This is a genomic window from Nannocystis pusilla (assembly GCF_026626665.1).
GTDB lineage: Bacteria > Myxococcota_A > Polyangia > Nannocystales > Nannocystaceae > Nannocystis > Nannocystis pusilla.
Genome location: NZ_JAPNKE010000002.1, coordinates 4,082,934 through 4,108,500 on the forward strand (window position 1 = coordinate 4,082,934; position 25,567 = coordinate 4,108,500).

23 protein-coding genes and 1 pseudogene are annotated in these 25,567 nt (G+C 70.3%); 4 read left to right on the forward strand and 20 right to left on the reverse strand.

What is annotated here, in order from left to right:
- Positions 1 to 353: 353 nt before the first annotated feature.
- Positions 354 to 1,187, reverse strand: coding sequence for an AAA family ATPase (locus tag OV079_RS17900; RefSeq protein WP_338089087.1), 834 nt, complete (start codon positions 1,185 to 1,187; stop codon positions 354 to 356).
- A gap of 7 nt (positions 1,188 to 1,194) precedes the next feature.
- A pseudogene (locus OV079_RS58115) lies at positions 1,195 to 1,554 on the reverse strand (AAA family ATPase); the annotation flags it as partial.
- A 207-nt stretch (positions 1,555 to 1,761) separates the two neighbouring features.
- Here OV079_RS58115 and OV079_RS17910 point away from each other — a divergent pair.
- A complete protein-coding gene (locus OV079_RS17910) occupies positions 1,762 to 2,292 on the forward strand; it encodes a YfeK family protein (RefSeq protein ID WP_267770007.1) in 531 nt (176 codons plus the stop codon).
- Positions 2,289 to 2,681, forward strand: a complete 393-nt coding sequence (locus OV079_RS17915; protein WP_267770009.1) for a DUF423 domain-containing protein — start codon at positions 2,289 to 2,291, stop codon at positions 2,679 to 2,681. Before OV079_RS17910 ends, OV079_RS17915 begins: the two co-directional genes overlap by 4 nt.
- Before the next feature lie 118 nt (positions 2,682 to 2,799).
- Here the strand turns inward: OV079_RS17915 and OV079_RS17920 are convergent, their stop codons facing one another.
- Positions 2,800 to 3,816: a DUF4215 domain-containing protein gene (locus OV079_RS17920; RefSeq protein ID WP_267770010.1), complete on the reverse strand. Its 1,017-nt coding sequence runs from the start codon at positions 3,814 to 3,816 to the stop codon at positions 2,800 to 2,802.
- Between the two features lie 307 nt (positions 3,817 to 4,123).
- Here OV079_RS17920 and OV079_RS17925 point away from each other — a divergent pair, with 307 nt between their 5' ends.
- A complete protein-coding gene (locus tag OV079_RS17925) occupies positions 4,124 to 6,139 on the forward strand; it encodes a DUF1592 domain-containing protein (protein ID WP_267770011.1) in 2,016 nt (671 codons plus the stop codon).
- Positions 6,140 to 6,249: 110 nt separating this feature from the next.
- Complete coding sequence (locus OV079_RS17930; RefSeq protein WP_267770013.1) at positions 6,250 to 7,527, forward strand: DUF1552 domain-containing protein; 1,278 nt, start codon at positions 6,250 to 6,252, stop codon at positions 7,525 to 7,527.
- A gap of 480 nt (positions 7,528 to 8,007) precedes the next feature.
- Here OV079_RS17930 and glmM read toward each other — a convergent pair whose 3' ends face one another.
- The 17 genes from glmM to prfB all read right to left on the reverse strand — a co-directional run bounded on the left by glmM (position 8,008) and on the right by prfB (position 25,566).
- Positions 8,008 to 9,363 carry a phosphoglucosamine mutase gene (gene glmM / locus OV079_RS17935; RefSeq protein WP_267770015.1) on the reverse strand — a complete coding sequence of 452 codons (1,356 nt, stop codon included), beginning with the start codon at positions 9,361 to 9,363 and terminating at the stop codon, positions 8,008 to 8,010.
- Positions 9,297 to 10,370 carry a YbbR-like domain-containing protein gene (locus tag OV079_RS17940; protein ID WP_267770017.1) on the reverse strand — a complete coding sequence of 358 codons (1,074 nt, stop codon included), beginning with the start codon at positions 10,368 to 10,370 and terminating at the stop codon, positions 9,297 to 9,299. Before OV079_RS17940 ends, glmM begins: the two co-directional genes overlap by 67 nt.
- Entirely contained in the window at positions 10,367 to 11,371 is a 1,005-nt protein-coding gene (locus OV079_RS17945) for a diadenylate cyclase (RefSeq protein ID WP_267770018.1), read from the reverse strand. The genes OV079_RS17940 and OV079_RS17945 overlap by 4 nt, the downstream gene beginning before the upstream one ends.
- Positions 11,365 to 12,339 (reverse strand): dihydropteroate synthase, encoded by a 975-nt coding sequence (gene folP, locus OV079_RS17950; RefSeq protein ID WP_267770019.1) that lies wholly within the window; start codon positions 12,337 to 12,339, stop codon positions 11,365 to 11,367. Before folP ends, OV079_RS17945 begins: the two co-directional genes overlap by 7 nt.
- A gap of 21 nt (positions 12,340 to 12,360) precedes the next feature.
- Positions 12,361 to 13,749: a sigma 54-interacting transcriptional regulator gene (locus OV079_RS17955; protein ID WP_267680006.1), complete on the reverse strand. Its 1,389-nt coding sequence runs from the start codon at positions 13,747 to 13,749 to the stop codon at positions 12,361 to 12,363.
- Between the two features lie 160 nt (positions 13,750 to 13,909).
- Positions 13,910 to 14,089: a hypothetical protein gene (locus OV079_RS17960; protein ID WP_267770021.1), complete on the reverse strand. Its 180-nt coding sequence runs from the start codon at positions 14,087 to 14,089 to the stop codon at positions 13,910 to 13,912.
- 364 nt (positions 14,090 to 14,453) lie between these two features.
- The gene (locus OV079_RS17965) at positions 14,454 to 15,092 is read right to left on the reverse strand and encodes a hypothetical protein (protein WP_267770022.1); all 639 of its coding nucleotides are present in this window, start codon (positions 15,090 to 15,092) and stop codon (positions 14,454 to 14,456) included.
- Positions 15,089 to 15,250 (reverse strand): hotdog family protein, encoded by a 162-nt coding sequence (locus OV079_RS17970; RefSeq protein ID WP_267770024.1) that lies wholly within the window; start codon positions 15,248 to 15,250, stop codon positions 15,089 to 15,091. Before OV079_RS17970 ends, OV079_RS17965 begins: the two co-directional genes overlap by 4 nt.
- The gene (locus tag OV079_RS17975) at positions 15,229 to 15,546 is read right to left on the reverse strand and encodes an ApeP family dehydratase (RefSeq protein ID WP_267770026.1); all 318 of its coding nucleotides are present in this window, start codon (positions 15,544 to 15,546) and stop codon (positions 15,229 to 15,231) included. Before OV079_RS17975 ends, OV079_RS17970 begins: the two co-directional genes overlap by 22 nt.
- 137 nt (positions 15,547 to 15,683) lie before the next feature.
- On the reverse strand, positions 15,684 to 16,247 hold the full coding sequence (locus tag OV079_RS17980) for an OmpH/Skp family outer membrane protein (protein ID WP_267770028.1): 564 nt from the start codon (positions 16,245 to 16,247) through the stop codon (positions 15,684 to 15,686).
- Positions 16,248 to 16,267: 20 nt separating this feature from the next.
- Positions 16,268 to 16,768, reverse strand: a complete 501-nt coding sequence (locus OV079_RS17985) for an OmpH/Skp family outer membrane protein (protein ID WP_267770029.1) — start codon at positions 16,766 to 16,768, stop codon at positions 16,268 to 16,270.
- A 223-nt stretch (positions 16,769 to 16,991) separates the two neighbouring features.
- Positions 16,992 to 19,604, reverse strand: coding sequence for an outer membrane protein assembly factor BamA (gene bamA, locus OV079_RS17990; RefSeq protein WP_267770030.1), 2,613 nt, complete (start codon positions 19,602 to 19,604; stop codon positions 16,992 to 16,994).
- A gap of 44 nt (positions 19,605 to 19,648) precedes the next feature.
- Positions 19,649 to 20,350, reverse strand: coding sequence for an ABC transporter ATP-binding protein (locus tag OV079_RS17995; RefSeq protein WP_267778579.1), 702 nt, complete (start codon positions 20,348 to 20,350; stop codon positions 19,649 to 19,651).
- A gap of 157 nt (positions 20,351 to 20,507) precedes the next feature.
- Positions 20,508 to 21,209 (reverse strand): ABC transporter permease, encoded by a 702-nt coding sequence (locus OV079_RS56030; protein WP_338089088.1) that lies wholly within the window; start codon positions 21,207 to 21,209, stop codon positions 20,508 to 20,510.
- Between the two features lie 17 nt (positions 21,210 to 21,226).
- Positions 21,227 to 22,384 (reverse strand): hypothetical protein, encoded by a 1,158-nt coding sequence (locus OV079_RS18005; protein ID WP_267770031.1) that lies wholly within the window; start codon positions 22,382 to 22,384, stop codon positions 21,227 to 21,229.
- The gene (locus tag OV079_RS56035; RefSeq protein WP_267770032.1) at positions 22,381 to 24,420 is read right to left on the reverse strand and encodes an FtsX-like permease family protein; all 2,040 of its coding nucleotides are present in this window, start codon (positions 24,418 to 24,420) and stop codon (positions 22,381 to 22,383) included. The genes OV079_RS18005 and OV079_RS56035 overlap by 4 nt, the downstream gene beginning before the upstream one ends.
- Positions 24,417 to 25,566, reverse strand: a protein-coding gene (gene prfB, locus OV079_RS18015) for a peptide chain release factor 2 (RefSeq protein ID WP_267770033.1) whose coding sequence is annotated in 2 segments (ribosomal slippage) — positions 24,417 to 25,478 and positions 25,480 to 25,566 — 1,149 coding nt in all. Because the reading frame shifts where the segments join, the coding sequence is not laid out codon by codon here. Before prfB ends, OV079_RS56035 begins: the two co-directional genes overlap by 4 nt.
- Position 25,567 lies beyond the last annotated feature (1 nt).

Sequence of the window (25,567 nt, forward strand, 5' to 3'; positions counted from 1 at the left end):
CTCCGGCCGCCTGTCCCTCCGGACAGCCTCGACTCCTGCCCCCCTGTCCCTCCGGACAGCCTCGACCTCGCCCGCCTGTCCCTCCGGACAGTCTCGACTTCAGCCCGCCTTTCCCTCCGGACAACCTCGAATTCGCCCACCTGTCCCTCCGGACAGCCTCCCCCCCTGCCCGCCTGTCCCTCCGGACCTCGACCTCCGCTACGCCTGTCCCTCCGGACAGCCCCGACCTCCGCCCGCCGCTGCCTCCGGGCAGCTCAGCCTCGAATCACCTGTCCCTCTCGACAGAAGAGGGCCAAGCCCCGCCCGTCCCTCCAGGCAGGCTCGACCTGTGCGTACCTGTCTCTTCGGGCAGGCTATCGCTCGCCGCCCCACCTCTCACTCGCCCGCAGGCCCGGCTCCCCGCCCTCGCCTGTCCCTTCGCGCAGCTGCTGCAGGCGCGCCCACGCGGCCGCCTCCCACCCGCGCGGGCCCGGATGGGCGTAGCGCTGCCCTCGCAGCGCCTCCGGCAGGTAGCTCTCGTTGCCCGGCACCACCCCGCCTTCGAAATCGTGCGGGTACTTGTAGCCGACCCCGTACTGCGCCTCCCGCATCAGCGGCGTCACGGCGTTGCGCACCGCCAGCGGCACCTCGAGGCTGCCGGCGCGCAGCACGTCCTTGCGCGCGTTGGCGTAGGCCGTCAGGGCCGTGTTGCTCTTCGGCGCCAGGGCCAGGAACAGCGCCGCCTGCGTCAGCGGCAGCACCGCCTCGGGCATGCCGATCTGGTGGGCCGCCTGGGACGCGGCCACCGCCACCGGCAGCGCCTGCGGCTCGGCGTTGCCGACGTCTTCGGCGGCGAAGATCACGATCCGCCGGGCCACGAAGTCGACGTCCTCGCCGGCCTCGAGCATGCGCGCGAGCCAGTACACCGCCGCGTCGGCGTCGCTGGCCCGCATGCTCTTGATGAAGGCCGAGACGACGTTGTAGTGCTCCTCGCCGGCCTTGTCGTAGCGCAGCGCGCGGCCGCCGACGGCCTGCTGCGCGATCTCTCGGCTGAGCCGCGTCTCGCCCTCGGGCACCAGGTCGACCGCCAGCTCGAGCGACCCGAGCGCCCGCCGGGCGTCGCCCTGCGCGGTGTGGGCGATCGCCGCCAGCAGCCCGTCCTCGGCCTCGAGCTTGCGCGCCCCGAGCCCGCGCTCCTCGTCGGTCAGCGCGCCGCAGCAGCGCGACCAGGTCGCGGACCTCGATCGGTCGCAGCTGCAGCACCCGCACCCGGCTCAGCAGCGCCGCGTTGACCTCGAAGCTCGGGTTCTCGGTGGTCGCCCCGACCAGCGAGCACACCCCCGCCTCGATGTGCGGCAGCAGGATGTCCTGCTGCGCCTTGTTGAAGCGGTGGATCTCGTCGACGAACAGCAGCGTCCCGCGGCCCTCGTGGGCCCGCCGTCGGCGCGCGACCTCGACCACCTCGCGCAGCTCGCGGGCTCCGGCCGAGGTCGCTGACAGCACGCAGAACGCGCTCTGGGTGTGCTCGGCCAGCAGCCGCGCCAGGGTCGTCTTGCCCGTCCCCGGGGGCCCCACAAGATCAGGCTGGGCACCCGCCCGGTGTCGGCGATCCGGCGCAAGATCTTCCCCGGCCCGAGCAAGTGCGTCTGACCCACCACCTCGTCGAGGCGGCGCGGCCGCATGCGCTCGGCCAGCGGCACCAGCGTGGGGTCGCGTTGCCAGGCGCGCTCGAAGAGGTCGTCGCTCGCGTGGGACTGCACGGTGCGTGGTAGCCTACCAGGCGTGACGCGCCGCGCCGCTCCTTCCGCGCCTGCGACCGCCCGCCTGCGGCCGGTCTCGCCGCGTGCGCTGGCCCTCGCGGTCGCCGTGACCGCCGCCGCCGGGCCCGCCTGCGACGAGAAGTTCCAGTCCTTCCTGAAAAACGCCTCCGACCGCCACGTCGAGCGCGAGAAGAAGAAAGAAGGCGACGCCGAGCGCCAGGCCGCCGAGGAGGCCGTGATCTCGCCGCCCGTGCGCGCCGCGATCGCCCTCGTCCGCACCAGCGACTACGACTTCGTGTCGGTCAAGTCCGACGGCAGCCGCAAGCGCTACAGCGGCTTCGACTTCGCCGCCATGCTCGAGACCAAGTCGCGCTGGCTTGGCCGCGGCCTCGACGAGCTGCCCGCCTGGCTCGACCAGATCGGCAGCCGCACCTTCTTCGGCGGCCGGTCCTACTTCGTCCGCCTGCCCGACGGCCGCGAGCTCAACTTCCGCAGCTGGATCGAGGCCGAGATCGCGGCCTTGCCGACGGCCCTGCCCACGGAGTCACCATGACCGCAAAGACAGGCATCATCCTCGCCGGCCTCCTCGGCTTCTTCGGCGTCGCCGCCGGGGCCTTCGGCGCCCACGGTTTGCGCGACCGCGTCGGCCCGCGCGAGCTCGAGATCTGGCACACCGGCGCGCACTACCAGCAGCTGCACGCGGTGGTCCTCCTGGCCGTCGCGCTGTGGGCCCTCACCCTCTCGGCCCGCGGCGAGCCGACCGGCCTCCACGGCGTCGCCATGTCGCTGTTCGTCGCCGGCATCGCCGTCTTCTCCGGCACCCTCTACGCCATCACCCTCGGCGGTCCGCGGGTCCTCGGCGCAGTCACTCCGCTGGGCGGCCTGTGCCTGCTCGCCGGCTGGCTGACGATCGTGGTCCTCGGCCTGCGCCAGGTGACGTAGGCGGCGAGCGCGACGGGGCGTCGCGGCTCGTCGTCCTCCGTATGTCGCCAAGGACATGCCCGATCGAACATGCCCCGATGCGCATGTCCGTTCAGGCATGTCCTGAATCACCTCGCCGTCAGTCGACCCCGCAGTAGCGCAGCGCGCAGGTCGGCGGCGTCGGCAGGCGGTACATGATGAACGGCCCGCAGTTCTGCACCGCGATCGGCACCTTGAAGTGGCAGGTCTCGTCTTCCCAGTGGAAGCAGACCTCGCGCGCCACCACCCCGTCGGCGGGGGCCGGCTCGGCGCCGTTCAGCCAGCCCGGCGCGTGGGTCCCGCACGAGAACTGCGGCGGCGCGGCGGTCGGCATGCGCTTGCCCGCCGAGCCGACGAAGCGCGACCACTGACCCTCCGCCGGCAGGCCGAGGTCGCACTCGACCTCCTCCACCTGCGACGCCACGTTGCGACCCGGCTGCGCCAGCGCCACCGCCTGCCCGCACTCGCCCGGCAAGTTCTCCGTCAGGCACGCGTTGCAGCCGTCGCCCGCCGTCTGGTTGCCGTCGTCGCACAGCTCGCCCTCGTCCGCCTGCAGCACGTTGTCGCCGCAGCGGGGCCCGAGCGCCGAGCAGCCGGGCGCGCAGCCCTCGTACGAGTTGTCGTTGAGCTTGTCGTCGCACACCTCGACCCCGGCGCGGACGAAGCCGTCGCCGCACACCGCGGTCTTGCAGGTCGTCGGACACTCGTCGGTGTCGGAGGAGTTGCCGTCGTCGCACTCCTCGCCGTCCTCGACGATCCCGTTGCCGCAGTCGGTCGGCGGCTCCGTCGTCACCGTCACGGTCACCGACGTGACGGTCGGGTCGGTGAAGATGGTCGTGAAGGTCGGGTCGGTGATCGTCGAGTCGGTGTCGGTCGGATCGATCGTCGTCGGCGTCGTGATCGTCGTCGGCAGCGTGTCGGTCGGCTCGATCGTCGTCGGGCCGGTGTCGGTCGGGTCGATCGTCGTCGGCGTCGTGATCGTCGTCGGCAGCGTATCGGTCAGCGTGTCCGTAAGCGTATCGGTCGTGATGGAGGTCGAGAGCGTGTCCGTCGTGTCGATCTTGACGGCGAAGCAGCCGCTGATCAGGTGCGCAAAAACAATCGCTCGTGTCGCCAACCCCCACCGTCTACAAGCGCGTAACATAGGACTTCAAGGTACTCGTGGCCCCCGTACCCGTGCAAGGCCGACCCCTCGATCAGGCTGGCCCGGGCCTTCTGCGACGCGATCGCGCGCGACGGGTGACCACGAAGGTGCGGGCTTCGGCGTCAGTTGACAGCCGGCGGGCCTTGCCCGATTGAGGCTTTGATGACGAGGCAAACGCACCGCCCCTGGTTCGGGGCCGCGCTCGGGCTCGTGGTTGGCTGCCTGTCCGAGCAGCCCGACCGCCAACGACACCGACGAGCCGGCCACGGCTGGTAACACGATGACTTCGCCGACCGGGGGGCCTACCGAGGGCACCGCGGGAGAGACCGAAGATCCGACCGCCGGCGATCCCACCGAGGGCGGCGAGGAAGCGGACCCGGGGCGCGTGACCGTGCATCGGCTCAACCGCACCGAGTACAACAACACCGTCCGGGACCTCCTCGGCACCGCGCAGCGGCCGGCCGACAGCTTCCCGGCCGACGACTTCGGCCTCGGCTTCGACAACATCTCCGACGTCCTCAGCACCTCGCCGCTGCAGGCCGAGCTCTATGAGCGGGCCGCCGAAGGTCTGATCCTCGAGGCGATGGAGATCCCGATCACCGATCCGGGCTCCTGGCAGATCGAGGCCGAGGACGCGCTCGCCTCCGTCGGCGGCGCGTCCGGCGAGGCCTGGAACCTCTACAGCAACGGCGAGGTGTACCAGACCATCGAGCTGCCCTACGACGGCCAGTACAAGTTCAGCGCCCGCGTGTGGGGCCAGCAGGCGGGGCCCGACCTGCCGCACATGAACCTCACCGTCGACCAGGCGCCCGTCGGCATGTTCGACGTCGAGGCGGTGCAGAACGGCGCCCAGGTCTACGAGGTCACGATCGACGCCACCGCCGGCGTGCACAAGTTCGCCGTCGAGTTCACCAACGACTACTACGACGAGCCGAACATGGCCGACCGCAACCTGCTGGTCGACTGGTTCAAGGTCGAGGGTCCGATCAACCTGCCCGACGGCGACAACCCGCTGCGCACGCGCATCATGGTGTGCGACCCGAACGTCGACGGCGAAGAGGTCTGTCTGCGCGAGATCTTGACCAAGTTCACCGAGCGCGCCTGGCGACGCCCGGTCACCGGCGCCGAGCTCGACGCGCTGATGAAGTTCATCGGCGACGCCAAGGGCGCCGGCGAGACGTGGGAGGCCGGCCTGCGCATCGCCCTGCAGGCCGTGATGGTCTCGCCCTACTTCATCTACCGCGTCGAGCTCGACGCGGCCCCGACCGACCTCACGCCGCACCCGCTCAGCGACTTCGAGCTCGCCTCGCGCCTGTCGTACTTCCTGTGGAGCAGCATGCCCGACGACGAGCTGTTCGCCGCCGCGGCCGCCGGGTCGCTGCAGGACCCGAAGGTGCTCGAGACCCAGGCCCGGCGCATGCTCGCCGACGACCGCGCTCGCGCGCTGATCGACAACTTCGCCGGTCAGTGGTGGCTCATCCGCAACATCGCCGTCGCCTTCAAGGACGTGGCCCTGTTCCCGCAGTGGAACGACGCCATGCGCGAGTCGATGCGGACCGAGATGCGCCTGTTCGCCGAGGCCTTCTTCTCCGAAGACCGCGACATGCTCGAGATGTTGACGGCCACCGACACCTTCGTCGACGCCACGCTCGCGCAGCACTACGGCATCGAGGGTCAGTTCGGCGCCGAGTTCGTCCCGGCCGACTTCGGCGACCGGCCGTTCCAGGGCATCCTCAACAAGGCCGGCCTGATGACCGTGCTCTCGCACGCCGACCACACCTCGCCGGTCAAGCGCGGCAAGTGGGTGCTGGAGAGCCTGCTGTGTCAGGTCCCGCCGCCGCCGCCGCCCGGCGTCGACACCAAGCTGAACCCGGTCGAGGGCAAGACGCAGCGCGAGATCCTCGAGGCGCACCGCGACAAGCCCGAGTGCATCAGCTGTCACGTCACCATGGACCCGCTCGGCTTCGGCCTCGAGCACTACGACCCGCTCGGCGCCTGGCGCGACCTCGACAACGGCCTGCCGATCGACGCCTCGGGCACGCTGCCCAACGGCACCCCGTTCGCCAACGGCCTCGAGATGCAGACGCTGATCGCCGACGAGCCCGACTTCTTGCGCTGCGTCGCCCGCAAGACCTTCATCTACGCGCTCGGCCGGGCCGTCGGGCTCAAGGACATCCCCTACCTCGACGGCGTCACCGAGACCTTCTCGGCCAACGACCGTCGCTTCTCCGACCTCGTCGTCTCGCTCGTCACCAGCGAGCCGTTCCGCATGCGCCGCGGCGACCCCGCGATGTGACCTCACCACCCCATTCTCCGGAGACATCACGATGCCGCGTCGCTTCTCTCTCGCGCCGTACCCTCCTGGGCGGGGCTGGTGCCCTGATCGCCCTGCCCTGGCTGGAGGCGATGGCGCCCGTCGCACGGCGGGCTCGCGGGGCCGACCCCGAGCCCCCGCCGCTGCGCGCCCTCTTCTACTACCTCCCGAACGGGATCCACATGCAGTCCTGGACGCCCGCCACCGAGGGCCCGGGCTACGAGATCACGCCGATCCTCTCGCCGCTGGTCGACCCGCAGGCCATGGTCGACCTCAAGGGCGACGTCATGGTCCTCACCGGCCTGCAGAACCTGCCCGCCAAGCCCGAAGGTCCGGGCGACCACGCGGGCGGCACCTCGGCGTTCTTGACCTGCACCCACGTCACCAAGTCCGAGACCGACATCAACAACGACATCTCGATCGACCAGGTGCTCGCCAACGCCATCGGCGAGGCCACGCCGCACCGCTCGCTGCAGTTCGGGACCGCCAACGGCGCGACCATGGGCAACTGCGACAGCGGCTACAGCTGCGCCTACACCAGCAACATCTCGTGGGCCGACTCCAAGACCCCGCTGCCGAAGCTGTACGACCCGCAGGTCATCTTCGACCTGCTGTTCTCCGGCTTCGACCCCGCGGCGACCGCCGAGGAGCTGGCCAAGCGGCGCGCCAACCGGCTCAGCGTCATCGACTACGCCACCGATCAGGTCGAGACGCTGCAGACGAAGCTCGGCAAGACCGACCGCGACAAGCTCGACCAGTACCTCACCGGCCTGCGCGACCTCGAGAAGCGCCTCACCGCCGAGAACACCGAGGCGGTGTGCGAGCTGCCGGCGATGTTCTCGGGCGCCTACCCCGACTTCACGACGCACGTCGATCTGATGACCGAGCTGATGGTGCTGGCCTTCCAGTGCGACCAGACCCGCGTCATCACCTTCATGCTCGAGAACGCCGGCAGCTACCGCGACTACTCGTTCATCGGCGCTCAGGGGTCGCACCACGAGATCTCGCACCACATGGACAACCCGGACAACTTCGCCAAGCTCGAGATCATCGATCGCTGGGAGATGGTCCAGTTCGCCAAGCTGCTGCAGAAGCTCAAGGCCTCGCCCGAGGGCGATGGCACGCTGCTCGACAACTGCGTGGTGTTCCTGTCGTCGGAGATCAGCGACGGCAACGCCCACAACCACAACAACCTGCCGGTCCTGCTGGCGGGCCGCGCGGGCGGTCAGCTGACGCCCGGACGCCACGTCAAGTACGGCGAGACCCCGCCGCTCTCCAACCTGTTCATCTCGATCGCCGAGATGTTCGGCGTGCCGGTGGACGGCTTCGGCGACGACGGCGTCGGCCCGCTGCCGAACCTCAAGGTCTGAAGACAGGAGCGGGCGCCGAGCCGCCCCGCTCTCGCAGGAAACGACGCAGGCCCGCGCTCCTGGCACCCGGCCAGGACCGCGGGCCGAAGCGCCCGGACCCCACGCCACGGCCCCCGGCCGGGCACGTCGCTCCCCGCTCGCGCCCGGACCCCACGCCACGGCCCCGGGCCGAGCACGTCGCTCCTCCGCGCGCGCCCGGACCCACGCCACGGCCACGGCCGAGCACGTCGCTCCCCGCGCGTGCCCGACCCACGCCAGGGCAGCGGGCCGAGCACGGCGCTCCTCCGCGCGAGAGCACGGCGCTCCTCCGCGCGAGAGCCGGAGCCTCCGCTCCTCGCGCGCGCGGATCACCGAGACACGACTTCGCCGCGACAGCCGCGCTCGCACCTCCGTGCGAACGGGCCCGAGCAGCATGCCCTCAGGGGCAGGTCCAAAGCGACATGACTGAACGGACATGCCCGCACGGACATGTCTGAAAGATCAGGGCGCTTCCAGCTCGCGCCGCGCGACCTCGCCGATCCGCCCGGCCAGCTCCTCGAGCCGGGCGAGGTCGGGGCCCTCGAGCATCACGCGCAGGCTGGACTCGGTGCCGGAGTAGCGGACCAACACGCGGCCGTCGTCGCCGAGCTCGGCCTCGGCCCCGCGCACGACGGCGCCGAGCTCCGGCAGCAGGTCGAGCGGGACCTTGCGCGCGACCGGGATCGCCTTGAGCAGCTGCGGGTAGCGCGTCATCACCCCGGCCAGGTCGGCCAGCGAGCGGCCGCTGCGCTGCATGATCGCCAGCACCTGCAGCGCCGCGACCATGCCGTCGCCGGTGGTCCCGTGGTCGAGGAAGACCACGTGGCCCGACTGCTCGCCGCCGAGGTTGTAGCTGCCCTGGACCATCGCCTCGACGACGTAACGGTCGCCGACCGGCGTGCGCACCACCCCGATCCCGCTGCCCGCCAGGCAGCGCGAAAGGCCCATGTTGGACATCACCGTCGCCACCACCGCGGCCCCGCGAAGGGCGCCGCGCGCGTGCATGTCGAGCGCGCACATGGCCAGGATCGCGTCGCCGTCGACCACCGCGCCCTTCGCGTCGCTGAAGACCACGCGATCGGCGTCGCCGTCGAGCGCGATGCCGAGGTCGGCCCCGTGCTCGACCACGGCGCGGCACATCGCCTGCGGATGCACCGCCCCGCACGCGTCGTTGATGTTGACGCCGTCGGGCGTCACGCCGATCGGGATCACCGTCGCCCCGAGCTCGCGCAGCACCGTGGGCGCCACCTTGTAAGCGGCCCCGTGCGCGCAGTCGACGACGATCTTGAGGCCGTCGAGCGCGAGCGACGACGGGAAGCTGTGCTTGAGGTGGGTGAGGTAGCGGCCCGCCGCGTCGTCGATGCGCGCGGCCTTGCCGATCTCGCGGCCGCGGGCGACTCGCTCGTCGACCGCCCCGGGCTCCATCAGCTGCTCGAGGTGCGCCTCGACGTCGTCGGGCAGCTTGAAGCCGTCGGCCGCGAACAGCTTGATGCCGTTGTCGGCGAACGGGTTGTGACTGGCCGAGATGACGACGCCGGCGTCGGCCCGCATCGAGCGCGTGATGTAGGCGATGCCGGGCGTCGGCAGCGGCCCGACCAGCAGCACCTCGGCCCCGATCGCGCACACCCCGGCGGCCAGCGCCGTCTCGAACATGTAGCCCGACAGGCGCGTGTCCTTGCCGATGACGACGCTGCCGCGTCGACCGAAGTGGGCCGCCACGGCCATGCCCAGCCGCAGCGCGATCTCAGGGGTCATCGGCGGGACGCCCGCGGGGCCGCGGATCCCGTCGGTGCCGAACAACCGACGTTCGTTCGCCATGCGCTCTTTCTAATGGCCGCGACCGGCGCCGTCCAGCGGCTTTTCGGCGGGCGGAGGCGGAAGGATGATCCGCTCTGACCTGGCTCCAAGGTCAGGTTGGCTCGCAGCGCCGGAGGCACCGCCTCCGACAGCCCCAGATCGACCATCACCGCGCCGGACGGCGCGTCCTCCTGCGGCTTTTGCAGCTGCACCGTCGCCACCACCGCGCTCGGGATCGCGTCGATCTGCCGCAGCGACGGCACCGGCCCGCGCACCACCGCGGCGACCTTGAGCGGCGCCCCGTACGGCGCTTCCTGTTCGACGGGCCAGGTCAGCGGGACCTCGTAGCGGCGCTCGCTGAGCTTCGGCCGGATCGCCACCGACACCGTCACCTTCGGCACCTCGCCCGGCGCCACACCGGTGTACTCCGCGCCCTCGCGCAGCTGTCCGAGGCCCACCACCATCTCGACGTCGCTCGTCGCTCCGCTGACGTCGATCGGGTCGGTGTTGAGGTTGGCCAGCTCGCCGACGATCTTGCTGCCGCCGTGGACGCGCCAGCGCGGCGGGTCGACGCGCGTGCCGGTGTGCTCGTAGTCCGGGTGGACCAGCCCGCGCACCGCGGCGCTGATGAGCACCGCGCGCTCGATCACCGGGTCGAAGCGCAGGTCGACCTTCTCGTAGTCCATGCCGCGGAAGATCACCCCCGGCGGCATCACGATCGTCGCCGGGTCGAGCTCGAGCGGGCCCGGACGCGCGCCGGCGAGGTCGAGCTGGGCGCTGCCGAGGTCGTGGCTCGACAGCCGATTCATCCGCGCCCACGAGCCGTGCAGCTCGACCGTCACCGTGTCCGGCAGCTTCGTCTGCAGCACGCGCCGCGGGTCGGTGTTGACCTTGAGCGGGATCGTGAAGCGCCGCGTGACGTCGTCGCGGGTGAAGACGAAGAACCCGCTGGCCAGCACGAGCGCCGTCAGCTTGGTCAGCAGATGGTTGAACAGGGCTCCGTAGAGCCACCGCAGCGCGCGCGTCACCCCTCACCTCCCTTGCGCGCGGCCGGCGGGAAGTCGGCCACCGAGGGCGCGTGCAGGAAGTCGTTGTCGTTCCACTTCTCGTCGGCCGCGGCGCCGTCCTTGCCGCGCTTCCGCACCGCCGTCATGTCGCTGCCGCTGTCGCCGGCCTTGCGCAGGTCCATGTAGCTGCGCGCCGCGCCCTTGGCGACCGCCAGGCTCTCGCTCGGCGGCGCGGGCCGCGACGCCTCGGCGCGCGGCTGGTCGAGCCAGCGGGTGATCCGCTCCTCGAGCTGCTCGGGCGTCAACGGCTCGGAGATCGCGCCGCGATGCACGGTGCGGATCTCGCCGCGCTCCTCGCTGAGCACGACGACCAGCGCGTCGCTCTCCTCGCTGACACCGATGGCCCCGCGGTGACGCGTGCCGAACGCCGGGTCGAGCCGGTCGCGCTGGGTCAGCGGGCAGATGACGCCGGCGCGGGCGATCCGCAGGTTCTGAATCAACACCGCGCCGTCGTGAGTGAGGTTGATCGAGTACGGGATGAGCAGCGCGACCAGCGTGTCGGCGTGCAGCGACGCGTCGATCTCGCGGCCGCGGTCGCTGACGACGTCGAGGACGTCGATCTCGCCCTGGAGGATGAACAGCGCGCCGAGCCGCGCGCGTTGCAGCCGCTCGCACGCCACCACCAGCTCGCTGACGGCGCTGCGAGCCGCGTCGCGGTGCCCCTGCGGCAGCAGCCGCTGACCCATGTGCAGCAAGATCCGCCGCAGCTCCTGATGGAACACGACGATGAGGATGATGATGACGTACTCGAGGAAGTAGCGGACCAGCGCCGCCACCGCGACCATGTCGAGCGCGCTCGCGGCGGCGGCGATGCCCCCGAACACCGCGACCGACAGCAGCACCGGCACCGCACGTGTCCCTTGGAGCAGGCGCAGCGCGGCGTAGACCAGGATCAGCAAGATCCCGAAGTCGAGCCCGTCGCGCCACGTGAGCGCCTCGATGAAGTCCCGCGGCGTCACCATCGCCCCCGTTCGACCTCCTCCGCCTCGTCGCGGGCCGCCGCCGAAGCGGTGCGGATCGCCCACGCCACGCGCAGCGCCTCGGCCGTGGCCGCGACGTCGTGCACGCGCACGACCGCCGCGCCGCCGAGCGCCGCCATCACCGCCGCCACCACGCTGCCGACGAGCCGCTCCTCGACCGGCCGCGGGCGCCCGCCGACCACGCTGAGGAACGCCTTGCGGCTGGCGCCGATGAGCACCGGGCAACCTGTCTCTCGCATCAGGTAGTCGGACGCGCCGACCAGCGCCGCGCTGTGCTCGGCCGTCTTGCCGAAGCCGATGCCCGGATCGACCGCGATCCGATCGGCGGCGACGCCGGCCCGCAACGCCCGCTCGACGGCGCGTCCGAGCTCGGCCGCGACCTCGACGAGCACGCGCTCGAACCGGATCTCCCGCATCATCGTCGCCGGCTCGCCGCGCAGGTGACCGATGACGAGCCCGGCCCCGCTGTCGGCGGCCACGCGCGCCATCTCCGGGTCGGCGAGCCCGCTGACGTCGTTGATGATCGCCGCGCCGGCCGCCATCGCCGCCGCAGCGACCGAAGCGTGGCGCGTGTCGACGCTGATGGGCACGCCGGCCAGATCTGCATCGGCCATCAGCCCGCGGATCACCGGCAGCACGCGCCGCAGCTCGACGTCGGGCGCCACCGGCGTCGCGCCCGGACGTGTCGACTCACCGCCGACGTCGAGGATGTCGGCGCCTTGTTGGCGATACGTCCGGCACAGCCGCGCCGCCACGCTGACGCTCGGATCGTCGGTCTCGGGCGCGAGCAGGTTGCCGCCGTCGAAGAAGCTGTCGGGCGTGACGTTGACGATCGCCATCACTCGCGGCGCGCTCACGTCGAGCGCTCCGCGAGCGTGCACCCACGCGAGCGCGGGCTCGGGCCGCGCGCCAGCGTCACGGGCGGGGGCGCGGTCGGCGGCGAAGGACATCGCCGCCATGGTAGCGCGCCATTACGCCAATGACACGCCCGGGTCGCTGTTGTCGCTGTGCCCGCCAGCCGCCCCGCCCCGCCCTGCGGCGAACTGCTTGGCGTCGATCCCGTAGCGACGCAGCAGCTTGTGCAGGTACTTGCGGTCCATATCGGCCTCGCGGGCGGCCCGCGAGATGTTGCCCTCGGCCCGCTGCAGCAGCCAGTTCAGGTACGTCTCCTCGAACAGCTCGACCGCGCGTTCCTTCTGCTCGCGGAACGTCAAGGTCGGGTCGAACGCGACCTGCTGCTCGCGCCCGGCGCGCCCGAGGTTGCCGGTCGTGATGAGGTCGATGACCCCGTCCGGCGACAGGTACGCCGAGCGCTCGACCACGTTGCGGAGCTCGCGGACGTTGCCGGGCCAGTCGTAGCCGACCAGGCGGGCCATGGCCTCGGGGCCAGGCGCGCGCCACATGCCCGGAGGCAGGCGCCGCGAGAACTGGTCGATGAGCATCGGGATGTCCTCGCGACGGTCGCGCAGCGCCGGCACCTCGATGTGAACGACGGCGAGCAGGAAGTACAGGTCCTCGCGGAACTCGCCCGACTTGACCTGCTCTCGCAGCCCGCGGCTCGCGGTCGCCAGCACGCGGATGTCGACCTCGAGCTCCTCGGTCACGCCGTGGCGGCGGACCTTGCCGTTCTCGAGCGCCCGGGTGAGCTTGGGCTGGAGGTCCGCGGGCAGTTCGCCGATGTCGTCGAACACCAGCGTGCCGCCGTGCGCGAGCTCGAAGGCGCCGCGACGGTCCTCGTGGCCGAACAGCTCCACCTCGAGCTGAGCCGCGGCCGTGCCACCGCAGTCGACGACCACGAAGGGGCCGTCGCGCCGCGGCGAGATATCGTGGATGGCCCTAGCCAGCAGCGCCTTGCCGGTGCCTGTCTCTCCATCCAGGAGAATGGTCGCCTCGGCGCCCGCCACGCGCTCGAGGACACCGAAGATCTTGCGCATCGCTAGGCTGCGTCCGCAGACCGGACCGAAGCTGTCGGCTTCGCTAGGAAGAAGTTCGACACGCGAGTCCCTGGGCATGAATCGGACCTGGACCTTGCCGAGCCCGAGGACATCGCCCGGGCGCAGGAAGCCGTCGCTGACCCGCACGCCGCCGATGAACATGCCGTTCGTGGACTGTTGATCCAGGACCCGATAGCTGTCGCCTTGCCGCCGGATCTCCGCGTGGATTCGGCTCACCGACTCGTCGGGCAACACCACGTCGCACTGGCGTGACTTGCCGAGCTGGACGACATCCTGGGTGACATCAATCTCGCGGCCGCGGAGCTCGCCGTTCAGGACGACCAGCCGAAAACCCGAGTGCCGCATGGGCTCGGCATCGTCCTGGACCACCGTCGAATCCACCGCTGCTTCGATCTCGTGCGCCATGTCCTCCACGCTACCAGGGGGCTCCCTCTGCGGGAAGCACACAACGGCCGGTACGGAGCGTCTGGCGAAGATTTACAGCGTTGAGGTCGCTCGGCCGCAGACAAAAAAAATAGGGGTGCCTCGGCCCCGAAGCACCCCGAACCTCGCGCGAAAAACTTCTTCAGACGTAGAAGTCGACGATGGCCACGCCGCGCTCCGACGGCTCCGGCGGCGAAGGACGCTCATCGAGCTCGTCGGTGGGCACTCGCGGCAGCTCGAGCTCGATCTGCAGCGTCGGAGTCCGCTTGCCCGGGATCTTCTTGCCAGGGACCTGCTTCTGCTTCTCGAGGGCTGGTCGCATGAACACCTGCCTTTTTCGCCAGAAATCCGAATAAGCTACCGGGCTGTGTGTTTCAAAGCTCACGAGGTCGGCGCTTGCACCGCCTCCTCGCGGGGAGTACCAATCCTCCCCACGAACGAGGTGGCTCGTTCCCCATGCAGCTTCGACCCTGATGTGCCCACCATCCGGTTCGGAGCGCCTGAATCTTGGTTCGCCACCTTACGTTTGAGACTAACGCCGCCACGCTTGTTGGCAAGAATTGTCTTCGCGCCGTTGAGCGCTGTTCCAGTGTGCGCCAGGCGTACACCGGAGCCAGGTCTACGACGCTCGAATTGAGCCCAGGCGGCGCTGACGACCTTGCCCCGACGCGGTCGTGGCGACAAACTCAGAAGTCAACCACGACCCAGCGGGTGCCTTCCCGCTCGAGTCGGGCGACCTCGGCGTTCCCCAGGTCGAGGACGGCTTCGTGCGCGTCGGCGACGATGGGATCGCCCAGTCGGGCCGCCAGGCGATCGCGGGCCGTCTGCAAGGCGTCGGCATGCTCGCCCTCGGTCCAGGCCGCACGGAGATCGTCCTCCGACAGCCCGAGCCGGTAACGCTCGGGCGCGAGGCCCAGAAGCACGTCCCAGCGGCGCTGCAGGCTCGCCCGCACCAGGCTCCGCAACGCCGCGCGAGGCGTCGACTGGTCGTATACGAGGGTCGGGTCCTCGGCGAACACCCAGCCGCGCGGCGTCCAGCGCACGTCGACCGGAGCGTCGGGCGCGAGGAACACCACCGCCCGGGGGCGGATCTCCTCCGGCTTCTTCAACGACTTCGCCCAGCGCTGCCGCGCCGCCTTGTCGCCCAGGACCGCCGCGTAATCCACACGCGCGCGCGCGCCGACGAGCACGTGGCTCGACAGTTCCTTCGCGTCGCCGCGGCGAACCGCACCGGCGGCGGCTTCGCTCGCGCGCGCGAGGCCGCGGACGTCTCGCTGTGCGCAGGATGCGAGCAGCAGCGCCACGCCCACCGCGAAGATCTTCACGCAGCGCCCCCGGCGTCGCTGCGCTTGGGGTCGATGATCGCGGTGAAGACGCCCGAGCTCTTCACCTGATCGCCGACACGGGTCTCGCCGGAGAACTTGCCGATCCGGCCCATGCGCTGCGCCTTGACCTCGATCGTCAGCACGTCGCCGGGGACCACCGGCCCCGGAACTTCGCCTCCTGGATGCCCAGGAAGAGGCAGTTGTGCAGCGCCGGGTCGAACACGCCGGACAGGTTGGCGAGCACGACCGCCGCCTGCGCCATCGCCTCGACCTGGACCACGCCCGGGAGGATCGGATAGTCCGGGAAGTGTCCCTGCAGGATCGGGTCGCCGATCGACACCAGCTTCTGCGCCACGATCGATTCGCCCGGGGTCGCCGAGAGCACGCGGTCGATGAAGAGGAAGGGATACCGGTGCGGCAGGATCTTCTGGATCTGGACGGCGTCGAGGAGCATCGGTCGGCGGCTAGCTTATCAGGCCGCCGCGGCCGCGCCCACCGCCCGGCCGGGGCGAGCGCCACGCCGGCCTTAAACGCGAAAGTCCCGGGCGCGCAGGTGCGTGCGCGAGCCCGGGACGAGCGAACCGAAGCGGCTTACGACGGGTACTTGGCGTTGTAGCGCTTGACCAGCTCGGCGGTGATGTCGAGGCCCGGCTCGACGAACAGCACGGTGGAGTCGTCGCGGATCAGCACGAGGTCGACGTTCTTCTCGGCGGCCAGCTTGTCGATGATCGTCTGGCAGTTCTTGTAGATGTCCTCGAGGACACGCGACTCCTGCTGCGTGAGCTCCTGCTGCATGGTCATGTAGATCTGCTGCATCTCCATGTACTCCTTCTGCAGCGCCTCCTCGGCGGCGGCGAGCTTGTCGCCCTGGAGGCTCTTGAGCTTGCCGGTGTCGGCCTCGAGCTTCTTGCGCTTCTGCTCGAGCTTCTCCTGCTTGGCCTTGGAGCTGTCCTCGAGCTTCTTGCGGGCGGCCTGGCCCTGCTTGGTGTCGCCCAGGACCTTCTGCATGTCGACGACGGCGACGCCGCGGATCTGCGGGATGGTCGCCTGGGCGGAGGTGACGGCGCCCGGGGCGAGGCCGGCGCCGCCGACGAAGGCGAGCGCGACGGCAGCGGCGGACAAGAGGCGAGTGAAACGGCGCTGGGGGGTGAACATGGCGGGATCCTTCAGGTGAGTCACTTGTGCTTCTTGTCGTAGGCGACGATCACGCGGTTGGTGATGTCGAGCTTGGGGTTGGCGTACAGGACCGTCGCCGGCGAGCGGACCAGTACGATCTGAAGACCCTCCTCGGCCGCGATGTCTTTCACGATGGCCGCGACGTTCTTGTAGATCTTCTCGGTGAGCTGCGCCTCTTTCGTCGCCACGTCCTCCTGGAGCTGGGCGTAGAGCTGCTGCAGCTCCTGGTCCTTGACCACGAGCTCTTGCTGGCGCTTGGCGATCTCCTCGTCGGAGAGCATCGCCCGCTTGGCCATCAGGTCCTCGTACTTCTTCTTGAGGTCCTCGGTCTTCTTGTCGAGCTGCGACTGACCCTTCGCAAACACCGACTCGAGGTCCTTCTTGCCCTTGGTGCCTTGCGTGGTCTCCAGCAGGCAGCGCTGCAGGTCGACGAGGGCGACCTGTTTGAGGGCGTTAAGCGTGGCAGCCGGCGCGGCGGCGACCGGGGAGGCGCCGAGCACGCCGGCTGTCATGGCCGCTGCGAGGAGGAGAACGCGCGAGGTAGAGGGCATAACGGGCGGGACCTTAGCCGGGGCCGCGCAGGGGGGCAACCGGGCTGGCCTCGGACGCGCGGACTTACAGCCGCATTCATGCGGCCTGCGGACCTGGAGCGCACGTCAGGTTGTGGCCTAGCTCACCCGATTTGCCGCTGCGCGCGCCGCAAACCGGGCCTGGCGGGAATTCTCAGAAGCTGTTGCCGACGTTGAACTCGAAGACGACCGGTTCATCGCCGTAATAGAACTCGGTGGGCGGCAGGCGGTCGAGCGGGAAGCCCCACTCGAACCGCAGCGGGCCGATCGGCGACTGCCAGCGGAAGCCGAAGCCGACCGAGCGGCGCAGCGACTTGAGGAAGCCGGGCGCGCCGGGGCGCAGGAGCGTGCACGGGTCGCTCTTCGGCTGCTCGACCGGGTTGGCCTCGACGCAGTACAGGGGCTCGGTGTTGTAGGCGTTGCCGATGTCCATGAAGACCACGCCCTTGATGTTGGCGGGCGGGACCATCATGAACTCGAGCTCGAGGTTCAGCGCGGTCAGCAGGTTGCCGCCGATCGTGTACGGGATGAGCGTCGCCGTCGGGTCGGAGCTGCCGAGCACCTTGATCGCCGGGCCGAGGCTGCGCAGGCGATAGCCGCGGATACCGCCGTCGCCGAAGATACCGCCGGGGAAGTAGCGCTCGAACACCGGCACGCCCTTGTCCTGCGGGCTGTGGATGAAGCCGACCTGCAGGCGGGTCTTGAACACGAGCCAGGCGCGGAACGCCTGCTTGCTGCGGATGATCGGGAAGTAGAAGCGGAAGTTGGCGTCGTAGCGGTTGAACCGGTTCTGCGAGCCCCAGTACTTGTTGGCGAACTCGGCCCGGATCTCGTGGCGCATGCCCTCGGTCGGGAACAGGTAATTGTCGGTCGTGTCGTAGCGGAGGCTGGCCGTGATCGCCGAGGTGATGCCGTTGTTGAACAGGTTCGAGATCAGCGCCTGACCGCTGTACAGCGTCGAGTAGGCGCCGCCTGTGAACAGGCCGGCGCCGCCGCCGTAGTAGCCGCCGAACGAGCCGAAGTTGCCGAAGCCGACCTTGATGTACTCGAACGAGTAGCCGGCGAACAGGATGAGGTTCGGGATCCGCGGGATCGGGTAACCCCACGACAGGCGCACGCCGGTGCTCTCGCGCGAGAACCCGGGGAACACGTTGCGCGAGTTGAAGATGTTGAACGAGAAGTTCCAGCGCGAGTCGAGGAAGTAGCGCGTGATGTAGGCGAGGTTGAACAGGCGCCGCAGGCTCGACATCTGGGCCACGAGCGTCACCGTGGTGCCGCGGCCGAGGAAGTTGTCGTACTGGATCTGCGCCTGCAGCACGAAGTTCTCGATCGTGCTGAAGCCGGCGCCGACCTGGAACGTGCCGGTCAGGCGCTCGGTCACCTCGACGTTGAGGACGATCTTGTCCTCGGCGCTGCCCTTGCTGGTCGAGATCGTGACCTGGTTGAAGTAGCCGAGTCGCATCGCGTTGAACTCGGACTGCTCCTTGCCGCTCTCGGCGTAGAGGTCGCCCTCGCGCAGCGCCATCTCGCGGCGGATGACCTTGTCGGCGGTCTTGTCGTTGCCGCTGATGTTGATGCGCTCGACGTAGACCAGCGGGCCCTTGCCGACCTCGAGCGTCATGTAGAGCTTGAGGTTCTCGCGGTCCTGGCGGCCGTCGGGGATGACGTTGACGTAGGCGTGGCCGGCGTCCTTGTAGCGGCGCTCGATGTCCTGGATGATCGTCTGGATCTTCCCCATCGAGGCGACGTCGCCCTCCTTGATCACGGGGGTGATCGAGTCGGCCAGGACGTTCTCGTTGTAGAGCGCCTTCTCGCCGCGCCCGAGGACCTCCTTCGCGCGGATCTTGCCGACGCGGTACTGCGGGCCCTCGTCGACCGGCACGGTGACGTAGACGAACCGACGGTCGGGGCTGAGGCTCAGCTCCGGGTCCTTGACGTTGGCGTCGAGGTAGCCGTTGTCGGTGTAGAACTGCTTCAACATCTGGAAGTCGCCGGCGAACGCCTCCTTGTTGAAGACGCCGCCGGCCTTCTTCGTGACGACGCTGAGGTAGCCGCCGACGCGCGTGATCATGTGCTTGCGCAGCTCGTCGTCGGTGAACGCTTGGTTGCCGATGAAGGTGATCTTGCGGACGATGGTCTCGGCCGCCTCGCTGATCACGATCTGGATGTCGACCTTGCCGACCTCGTCCTCGACCGGACGCAGGCCGTAGGTCACCTCGGCCAGGAAGAAGCCCTTCTCGACGTAGAGCTGCTTGACCTTCTCGACGTTGGCCCGCACGGCGCCGACGTCGAGGATCGCGTTGAGCTTGAGGTCGAGCTGCTCGTTGATGTCGTCGAGCTTGATCTTGCTGTTGCCCTCGACGACGATCTTGCGGATCGTCGGCCGCTCCTTGACGACGTAGGTGAGCACCACGCCCGACGGCGTCAGCTCGCCCTCGACGCGGATGTCGTCGAACTTGCCGAGGCCCCACAGGCGCTTGATGTCGGTCGCCAGGTTGCGCGGGTTGACGACCGCGTCGATGTGGCTCTCGAGCTCGAGCATCATCGCCTCGCTCTCGACGCGGCGGTTGCCCTCGAAGCGGATGTCGACGATCGGCTGGCCGTAGAGCTCCTGCGGCACGCCGGCGGCGGCGGCCCGGAAGAAGAACTCGCTGCCGATGTCGGCCATGCTCGGCATGGCGACGGAGACCTGTCCGACGAGACAGATCAGCGCGGACACCAGCAGCGCCAGCGCGCGGGACCACGGGCGGCGGCGGGTCAGCGACACGCGGAGCGGCTCTCCGCGCGCGGAGCTGTGAAGGCGAGGCTCCGTCACGGGGCTTTCGCGGCGCTCCGCTCGTCGCGGGCGCGACCTGGGCCGCGCTGATCGTCGACGAGACGCCCGTCTTCCATGCGGATCTGGCGCGGCACCTGGCGCGCAAGCTCCATGTTGTGGGTGACGATCAGCAGCGTCATCTTCCGCTCGTCGTTGAGGCGGAACAAAAGGTCGTGCACCTCGTCGCTGGTGCGGGTGTCGAGGTTGCCGGTCGGCTCGTCGGCCAGGAGCAGCGCCGGCTGCATGACCAGCGCGCGGGCGATGGCGACCCGCTGCTGCTCGCCGCCCGACAGCTCGCCCGGCCGGTGCGCGAGGCGGTGCGACAGGCCGACGGCCTTGAGCATCTCCCCTGCCCGCTCGCGCGCCTCCTTCACGGCGACGCGCCCGATCAGCGCCGGCATCATCGCGTTCTCCAGCGCGGTGAACTCGGCCAGCAGGTGGTGGAACTGGAACACGAAGCCGATCGTCTGGTTGCGGAAGCTCGCCAGCTGCGGCGGCGACAGGCGCGTGATGTCGGTGTCGCCGAAGTAGATGCTGCCGCGCGTCGGCAGGTCGAGCGTGCCGAGGCAGTGCAGCAAGGTCGACTTGCCCGCCCCCGAGGCGCCGATGATCGTCACCATCTCGCCCGGCTCGAGCGTGAGGTCGACGCCTCGCAGCACCTGCAGCACCTGGGCGCCGTGCGTGAATTCCTTGACCATGTTGACGACGCGCACGAGCGGCGTGGCGCCAGGCACCACAGAACCCGCGGGGCTGGCCGCCGCGGGCCTTACAGCTCGATCAGCACTCGCACTCATGGGGGCCGTTGCGGGCGCAACCCTAGACGCGCCCCATTCCCCTGTCAATGCGAGTTGCGGGTCACTCGCCGCGCCGGAGGCCGTCGACGGGGCGCAGCACCGCCGCGGCACGCGCGGGGAGCACGCTGGCCAGGCTCACGAGCACCAGCGCGGCGGCAGCGACGAGCGCGACCTCCCACGGATCGACGTGCAGCGGCAACGCCTCGAGGGTGAAGGCGTCGCTGCGCAGGGGGATGCCGCGCTCGCTGAACCACGCGCACAGGGCCAGACCCGCGGCGATCCCACCGACACAACCGACGCCGCCGACGATTATTCCTTCGAGCGCGAAGATCGTGGCGATCAGGCGATCGCGGGCCCCCATGGCCTTCAAGATGGCGATCTCGGCCGACCGCTCCATGACGCTCATCATGTTGGTGGCGAGGATCCCGAAGGCCGCGACGAGGATCACGAACAAGAGCGCGACGAACATCGCGACCTTCTCGAGGAACATCGCCGAGAACAGGCCGCGGTGGATCTGGCGCCAGTCCTCGACCACCAGCTCCGGGCCGGCGACGGCGACGACGCCGGACTTGGCCGCCGCGAGCGCGTCGGGGTCGCCCAGGCGGACGGCGATGGAGGTCACCGCGCCGGGCGCCCGCAAGAACGCCTGCGCGTCGGGCAGCGGGACGTAGGCGTAGTCGCGATCGTCGTCGTAGACGCCGGTGGCGTAGACCCCGGCGACGCGGGCCTGAAGGACGCCCGGCACCAGCCCGGCGGGGGTCATGCGGCCCTCGGGCGTGATCAGCTGTACGGGGTCGCCGGCGCTGACGCTGAGCTCGGCCGCGAGCTCGATGCCGAGGAGGACCGGGACGGTCCGCGGCTCGTCCTCGCCGACGGGCTCGCCCGCGGGCTCGGCGGCCGGCAAATCAGGGGGAGGCGGAAGTTGCTCGGCGAGCGACGGCGCCTCGGCGGGCGCCTCGGCGACCGGCGGGCGAGCGGGCGGGATCTTGCCCTCCGCGCGCAGCCGCGGGATCTCCTGCTCCGGGTCCTCCCAGCCGCCGCCGTCATCCTCCTCGGGAGCGGGCGACGGTGCGGGCGCCGGGGCGCGGGCCGGCGGGATTTACCCTCGGCGCGCAGCCGCGGGATCTCCTGCGCCGGGTCCTCCCAGCCGCCCGAGTCCTCGCTCGCCTCGGCGACCGTCGTCGCGTCCCCGTGCTCGTCGGCGGGCGGCGCCTCGACCGGGCCTTCGGACCCTGTCTCATCGGGCATGTCCGAAGGGTCATCCGTCGACACGACCCCCGCGGCGTCGATGAACGGGAACGGGCGCCGCGGCAGCCGCGAGGGGTCGACGAAGGAGGCGTAGTCGCCCTCGACGACCTCGTCCGGCAGGCCCGAGGCGGTCGCGTGCAGGGCCGGATCGACGCCGACGAGGTTGACGCCGGCGCGGCCGAAGCCGCTGCGGATCATGATCGGCCCGGCGAGCTCGGGGCTGACGCCGACGACGTCGGGCACCGCCTGCACGCGGGTCACCAGCGGCTCGGGGTTGACGATCTCGGAGCCGGCCGGCGGCGCGATCCGGAGGTGGGCGCGGTGGCCGAGCAGCCGGCGCTGCAGGTCGCCCTCGAGGCCGCCCAGGAGGCTCAAGACCAGCACCAGCGCCGCGCAGCCCTGGGCCACCGAGTAGCCGGTGATCGCCACCAGCAGGGTGAAGCCGCGGACGGTCGCGGCGAAGCTGAACACGAGCAGGCCGATCGCGGCGGCGAAGCTGCCGATGACGTACGCCAGGTCGGCGGGCGACAGCTCGAGGCCGGGCTCGGAGGGCGGCTGTCCGAAAGACCAGACGATCGCGGACGCGCCGGCGACGACCAGCACGAGCGCGGCGGCGCCGACCGCCCGGGTCCAGCGCGGCGGTCGGCGCGTCCGCAGGTGCCGCCAGGCGACCCGCAGCGGCAGGTTCATCGCTCCGCCTGTCGCAGGGCGTCGACCGGGCGCATGCGCGAGGCGATCCGCGCCGGATAGAGGCTCGACAGCCAGACGATGACGAGCGACGACACGCCGACGAGCACGACCTCGAAGGCGTCGATCGCGACCGGCAGCTGCTCGAAGCTCTGCAGCGAGCCGCTGAGCGGCAGGCCGAAGCGATCGAGCAGGCCGCAGAGGCCGATGCCGGTGGCGATGCCGAGGATTCCGCCGAGGATCCCGAGGCACAGCCCCTCGGAGATGAAGATCCGCTGGATGAGCGAGTCGGTGCAGCCCATCGTCTTGAGGATCGCGATCTCCTTCGACTTCTCGATCACGCTCATCAAGTTGGAGCCGAGGATGCCGAACGAGGCGACCAGGATCACGCACAGCAGCGCGACGAACACCGCGATCTTCTCCAGCGCCATCGCCGAGAACAGGCTGCGGTTCAGCTCCTGCCAGTCCTGGACGAGGAGGTCGTCGCGGCCGGCGGCGTCGACCGCGTCCTGGACCTCTTGCTTGCGGACGTCAAGCTGCTCGATGTCGTCGACCTTGACCTCGAGGCCGGTGACGCGGTCGCCGGCGCGGAGGAAGGCCTGGGCCACCGGCAGCGAGGCGTACACCAGCCAGCGGTCGTAGTCGTAGTGGTCGGCGTCGAACACTCCGGCGATCCGCACGGCCATGACGCCGGGGATCCGGCCGGCCGGGGTCATGCGCCCAATAGGAGTGATCAGCTGGACCTGATCGCCGGTGCGCGCCGCCAGCTCCTTGGCCTTCTCGGCGCCGATCAGGAGACCGTCGACCAGCGGCTTGTCGGTCGGCGTCTCGAGCTCCGTCACGACCTCGGGGGCCGGCTCGGGCTCGGGCGCGGCCTCGGGCTGCGCCGGCGCCAGCTTGCCCGCCGCGCGCAGCTTGCCGATCTCGACCTCCGGGTCCTCCCAGCCCTCGTCCTCGTCGCCGACCGAGACGACGCCGAACGGGCTGCGCGGCATGGTCGGGATCGCCGCGGCCGGCGAGGTCGGCACCCCCATGGGCTTCACGACGTCCGGCTTCTCGGCCTTGGCCGGCGGCAGCGCGCCCTTCTTGCGCAGCGCCGGGATCTCGACCTCCGGGTCCTCCCAGCCCTCGTCGGGATCGTCGTCGACGAGCTGGGGCTTGTCCTCGGGGACATGTCCTTCGGCACCTGTCACATGAGGCAGGGCCGTGGCGCCCTGCCCTTCCTTCGGCGCGTCCGCGTCGGCCTGCGCCGGCGGCGGCTCGACCGGCGTGATCTCGAAGCCGAACTCCGACTCCGGGATCTTCTCCGGGTGCGACAGGAACTCGTAGTCGCCCTCGCGCATGATGTCGGGCAGGTTCGACACGCTGCGGTGCAGCTCGGGGTCGATGCCGAGGAGGATCCCGCCCTGGCGCTGGAAGCCGCTGCGGACCATGACCTCGCCCTGCAGGTAGGGGCTGGCGCCGAGGATGCCGGGCTTGTCGGCGATCGCCTTGGCGAGGTCGCGGTAGTCCGCGAACGGCCGGCCGTCGGCCGAAGCCACGCGGATGTGGGCGCGCTGGCCGAGGATCTTGTCGCGCAGCTCGAGCTCGAGGCCGGTCATGAGGCTGAGCACCACCACCAGCGCCATGCAGCCGAGCATGACGCTGACGGTGATGACGGTGGCGAGCAGCGTGAACACCAGCGACAGCACGGCGCCCAGCAACAGGCCCGCGCCGAGCAGCAGGGTGATCGCGCCGAGGACCCCGAAGTAGGCCTGCGCCGGCGGCGGCAGGTCGGTGGTGGGGTCGAAGCCGAGGCCGACGAGGCTCGAGTCGAGGGCGACGCGCTCGGGCAGGCCGGCCTCGACCGGCGAGAAGCCGTAGAGCGCGTAGAGCACGAAGCCCCCGCCGACCACGAGCAAGTAGAGGGCCAGGCCGACGGCCGGCCAGGCCCACGAGGGCGGGCGATCGCCCGCTCGCAGGTGCCGCCACGCGATCTGCCAGTGGAGGCTCGGCGGAGCCTCCGCCCGGGACGACGCGGCGGGACGAGGACGACTCACGACGGCGCTTCCGCGGACGACTGCGACTGTTGCAGGAGGTACGCCTCGATGAACTCGTCGAGGTCGCCGTCGAGCACGGCGTGGACGGCCGAGCTCTTCAGCTCCGTGCGGTGGTCGTTGACCTGCTGGTACGGCTGCAGCACGTACGAGCGGATCTGGCTGCCCCACTCGATCTTCTTGCGCTCGCCCTGCAGGTGCTCGCGCTCGGCCTCGCGGCGCTGCTGCTCGAGGTCCCACAGCTTGGCCTTGAGCATGCGCATCGCCGTGGCCTTGTTCTTGTGCTGCGAGCGCTCGACTTGGCAAGCGACGACGATGCCGGTCGGCAAGTGGCGCAGGCGCACCGCCGAGTCGGTCTTGTTGACGTGCTGACCGCCGGCGCCGCTCGAGCGGAAGGTGTCGACCTCGAGGTCGGCCTCGTTGACCTCGATGTCGATCTCGTCCTCGCCGAGGTCGGGCAGCGCCATCACGCTGGCGAAGCTGGTCTGGCGGCGCGCGTTGGCGTCGAACGGCGAGATCCGGACCAGCCGGTGCACGCCGATCTCCGAGCGCAGGTAGCCGTAGGCGAACTCGCCCGTGATCTCGAGCTCGGCGCTGCGGATGCCCGCCTGCTCGGCGTCCTGGACGTCGAGCACCTCGACCTTGAAGCCGTGGCGCTCGCCCCAGCGCAGGTACATGCGCATCAGGATCTGGGCCCAGTCCTGGCTGTCGACCCCGCCGGCGCCGGCGTTGATGGTGACGAGCGCGCCCTTGTCGTCGTGCGGCCCCGACAACATGCGGCGGAACTCCATCTTGCCGACGCGCTGGTCGAGCGTCTCGAGCGCCGACCAGGCGTCGCGGATGCTGGCGTCGTCGCCCTCTTCACGGCCGAGCTCGTACAGCGTCTGCGCGTCGTCGTAGCGGGTCTGCGCGTCGTCGAGGTCGGCGAGGACCTTCTTCAACGTCGACTGCTCGCGCAGCACATCCTGGGCGCGGTCATTGTTGCCCCAGAACGACGGGTCGGCGGTCTGAGCGTCGAGCTCCTCCAACTTCTCGCGTTTGCCGTCGTAGTCAAAGATGCCTCCGCAGCTCGTTCAGGCGGTGCGCGAGGCGGGCGAGCTGCTCGGTGACCTTGTTGTGCTCGGGGAGGATGCTGGTGGCGTCGTTCATG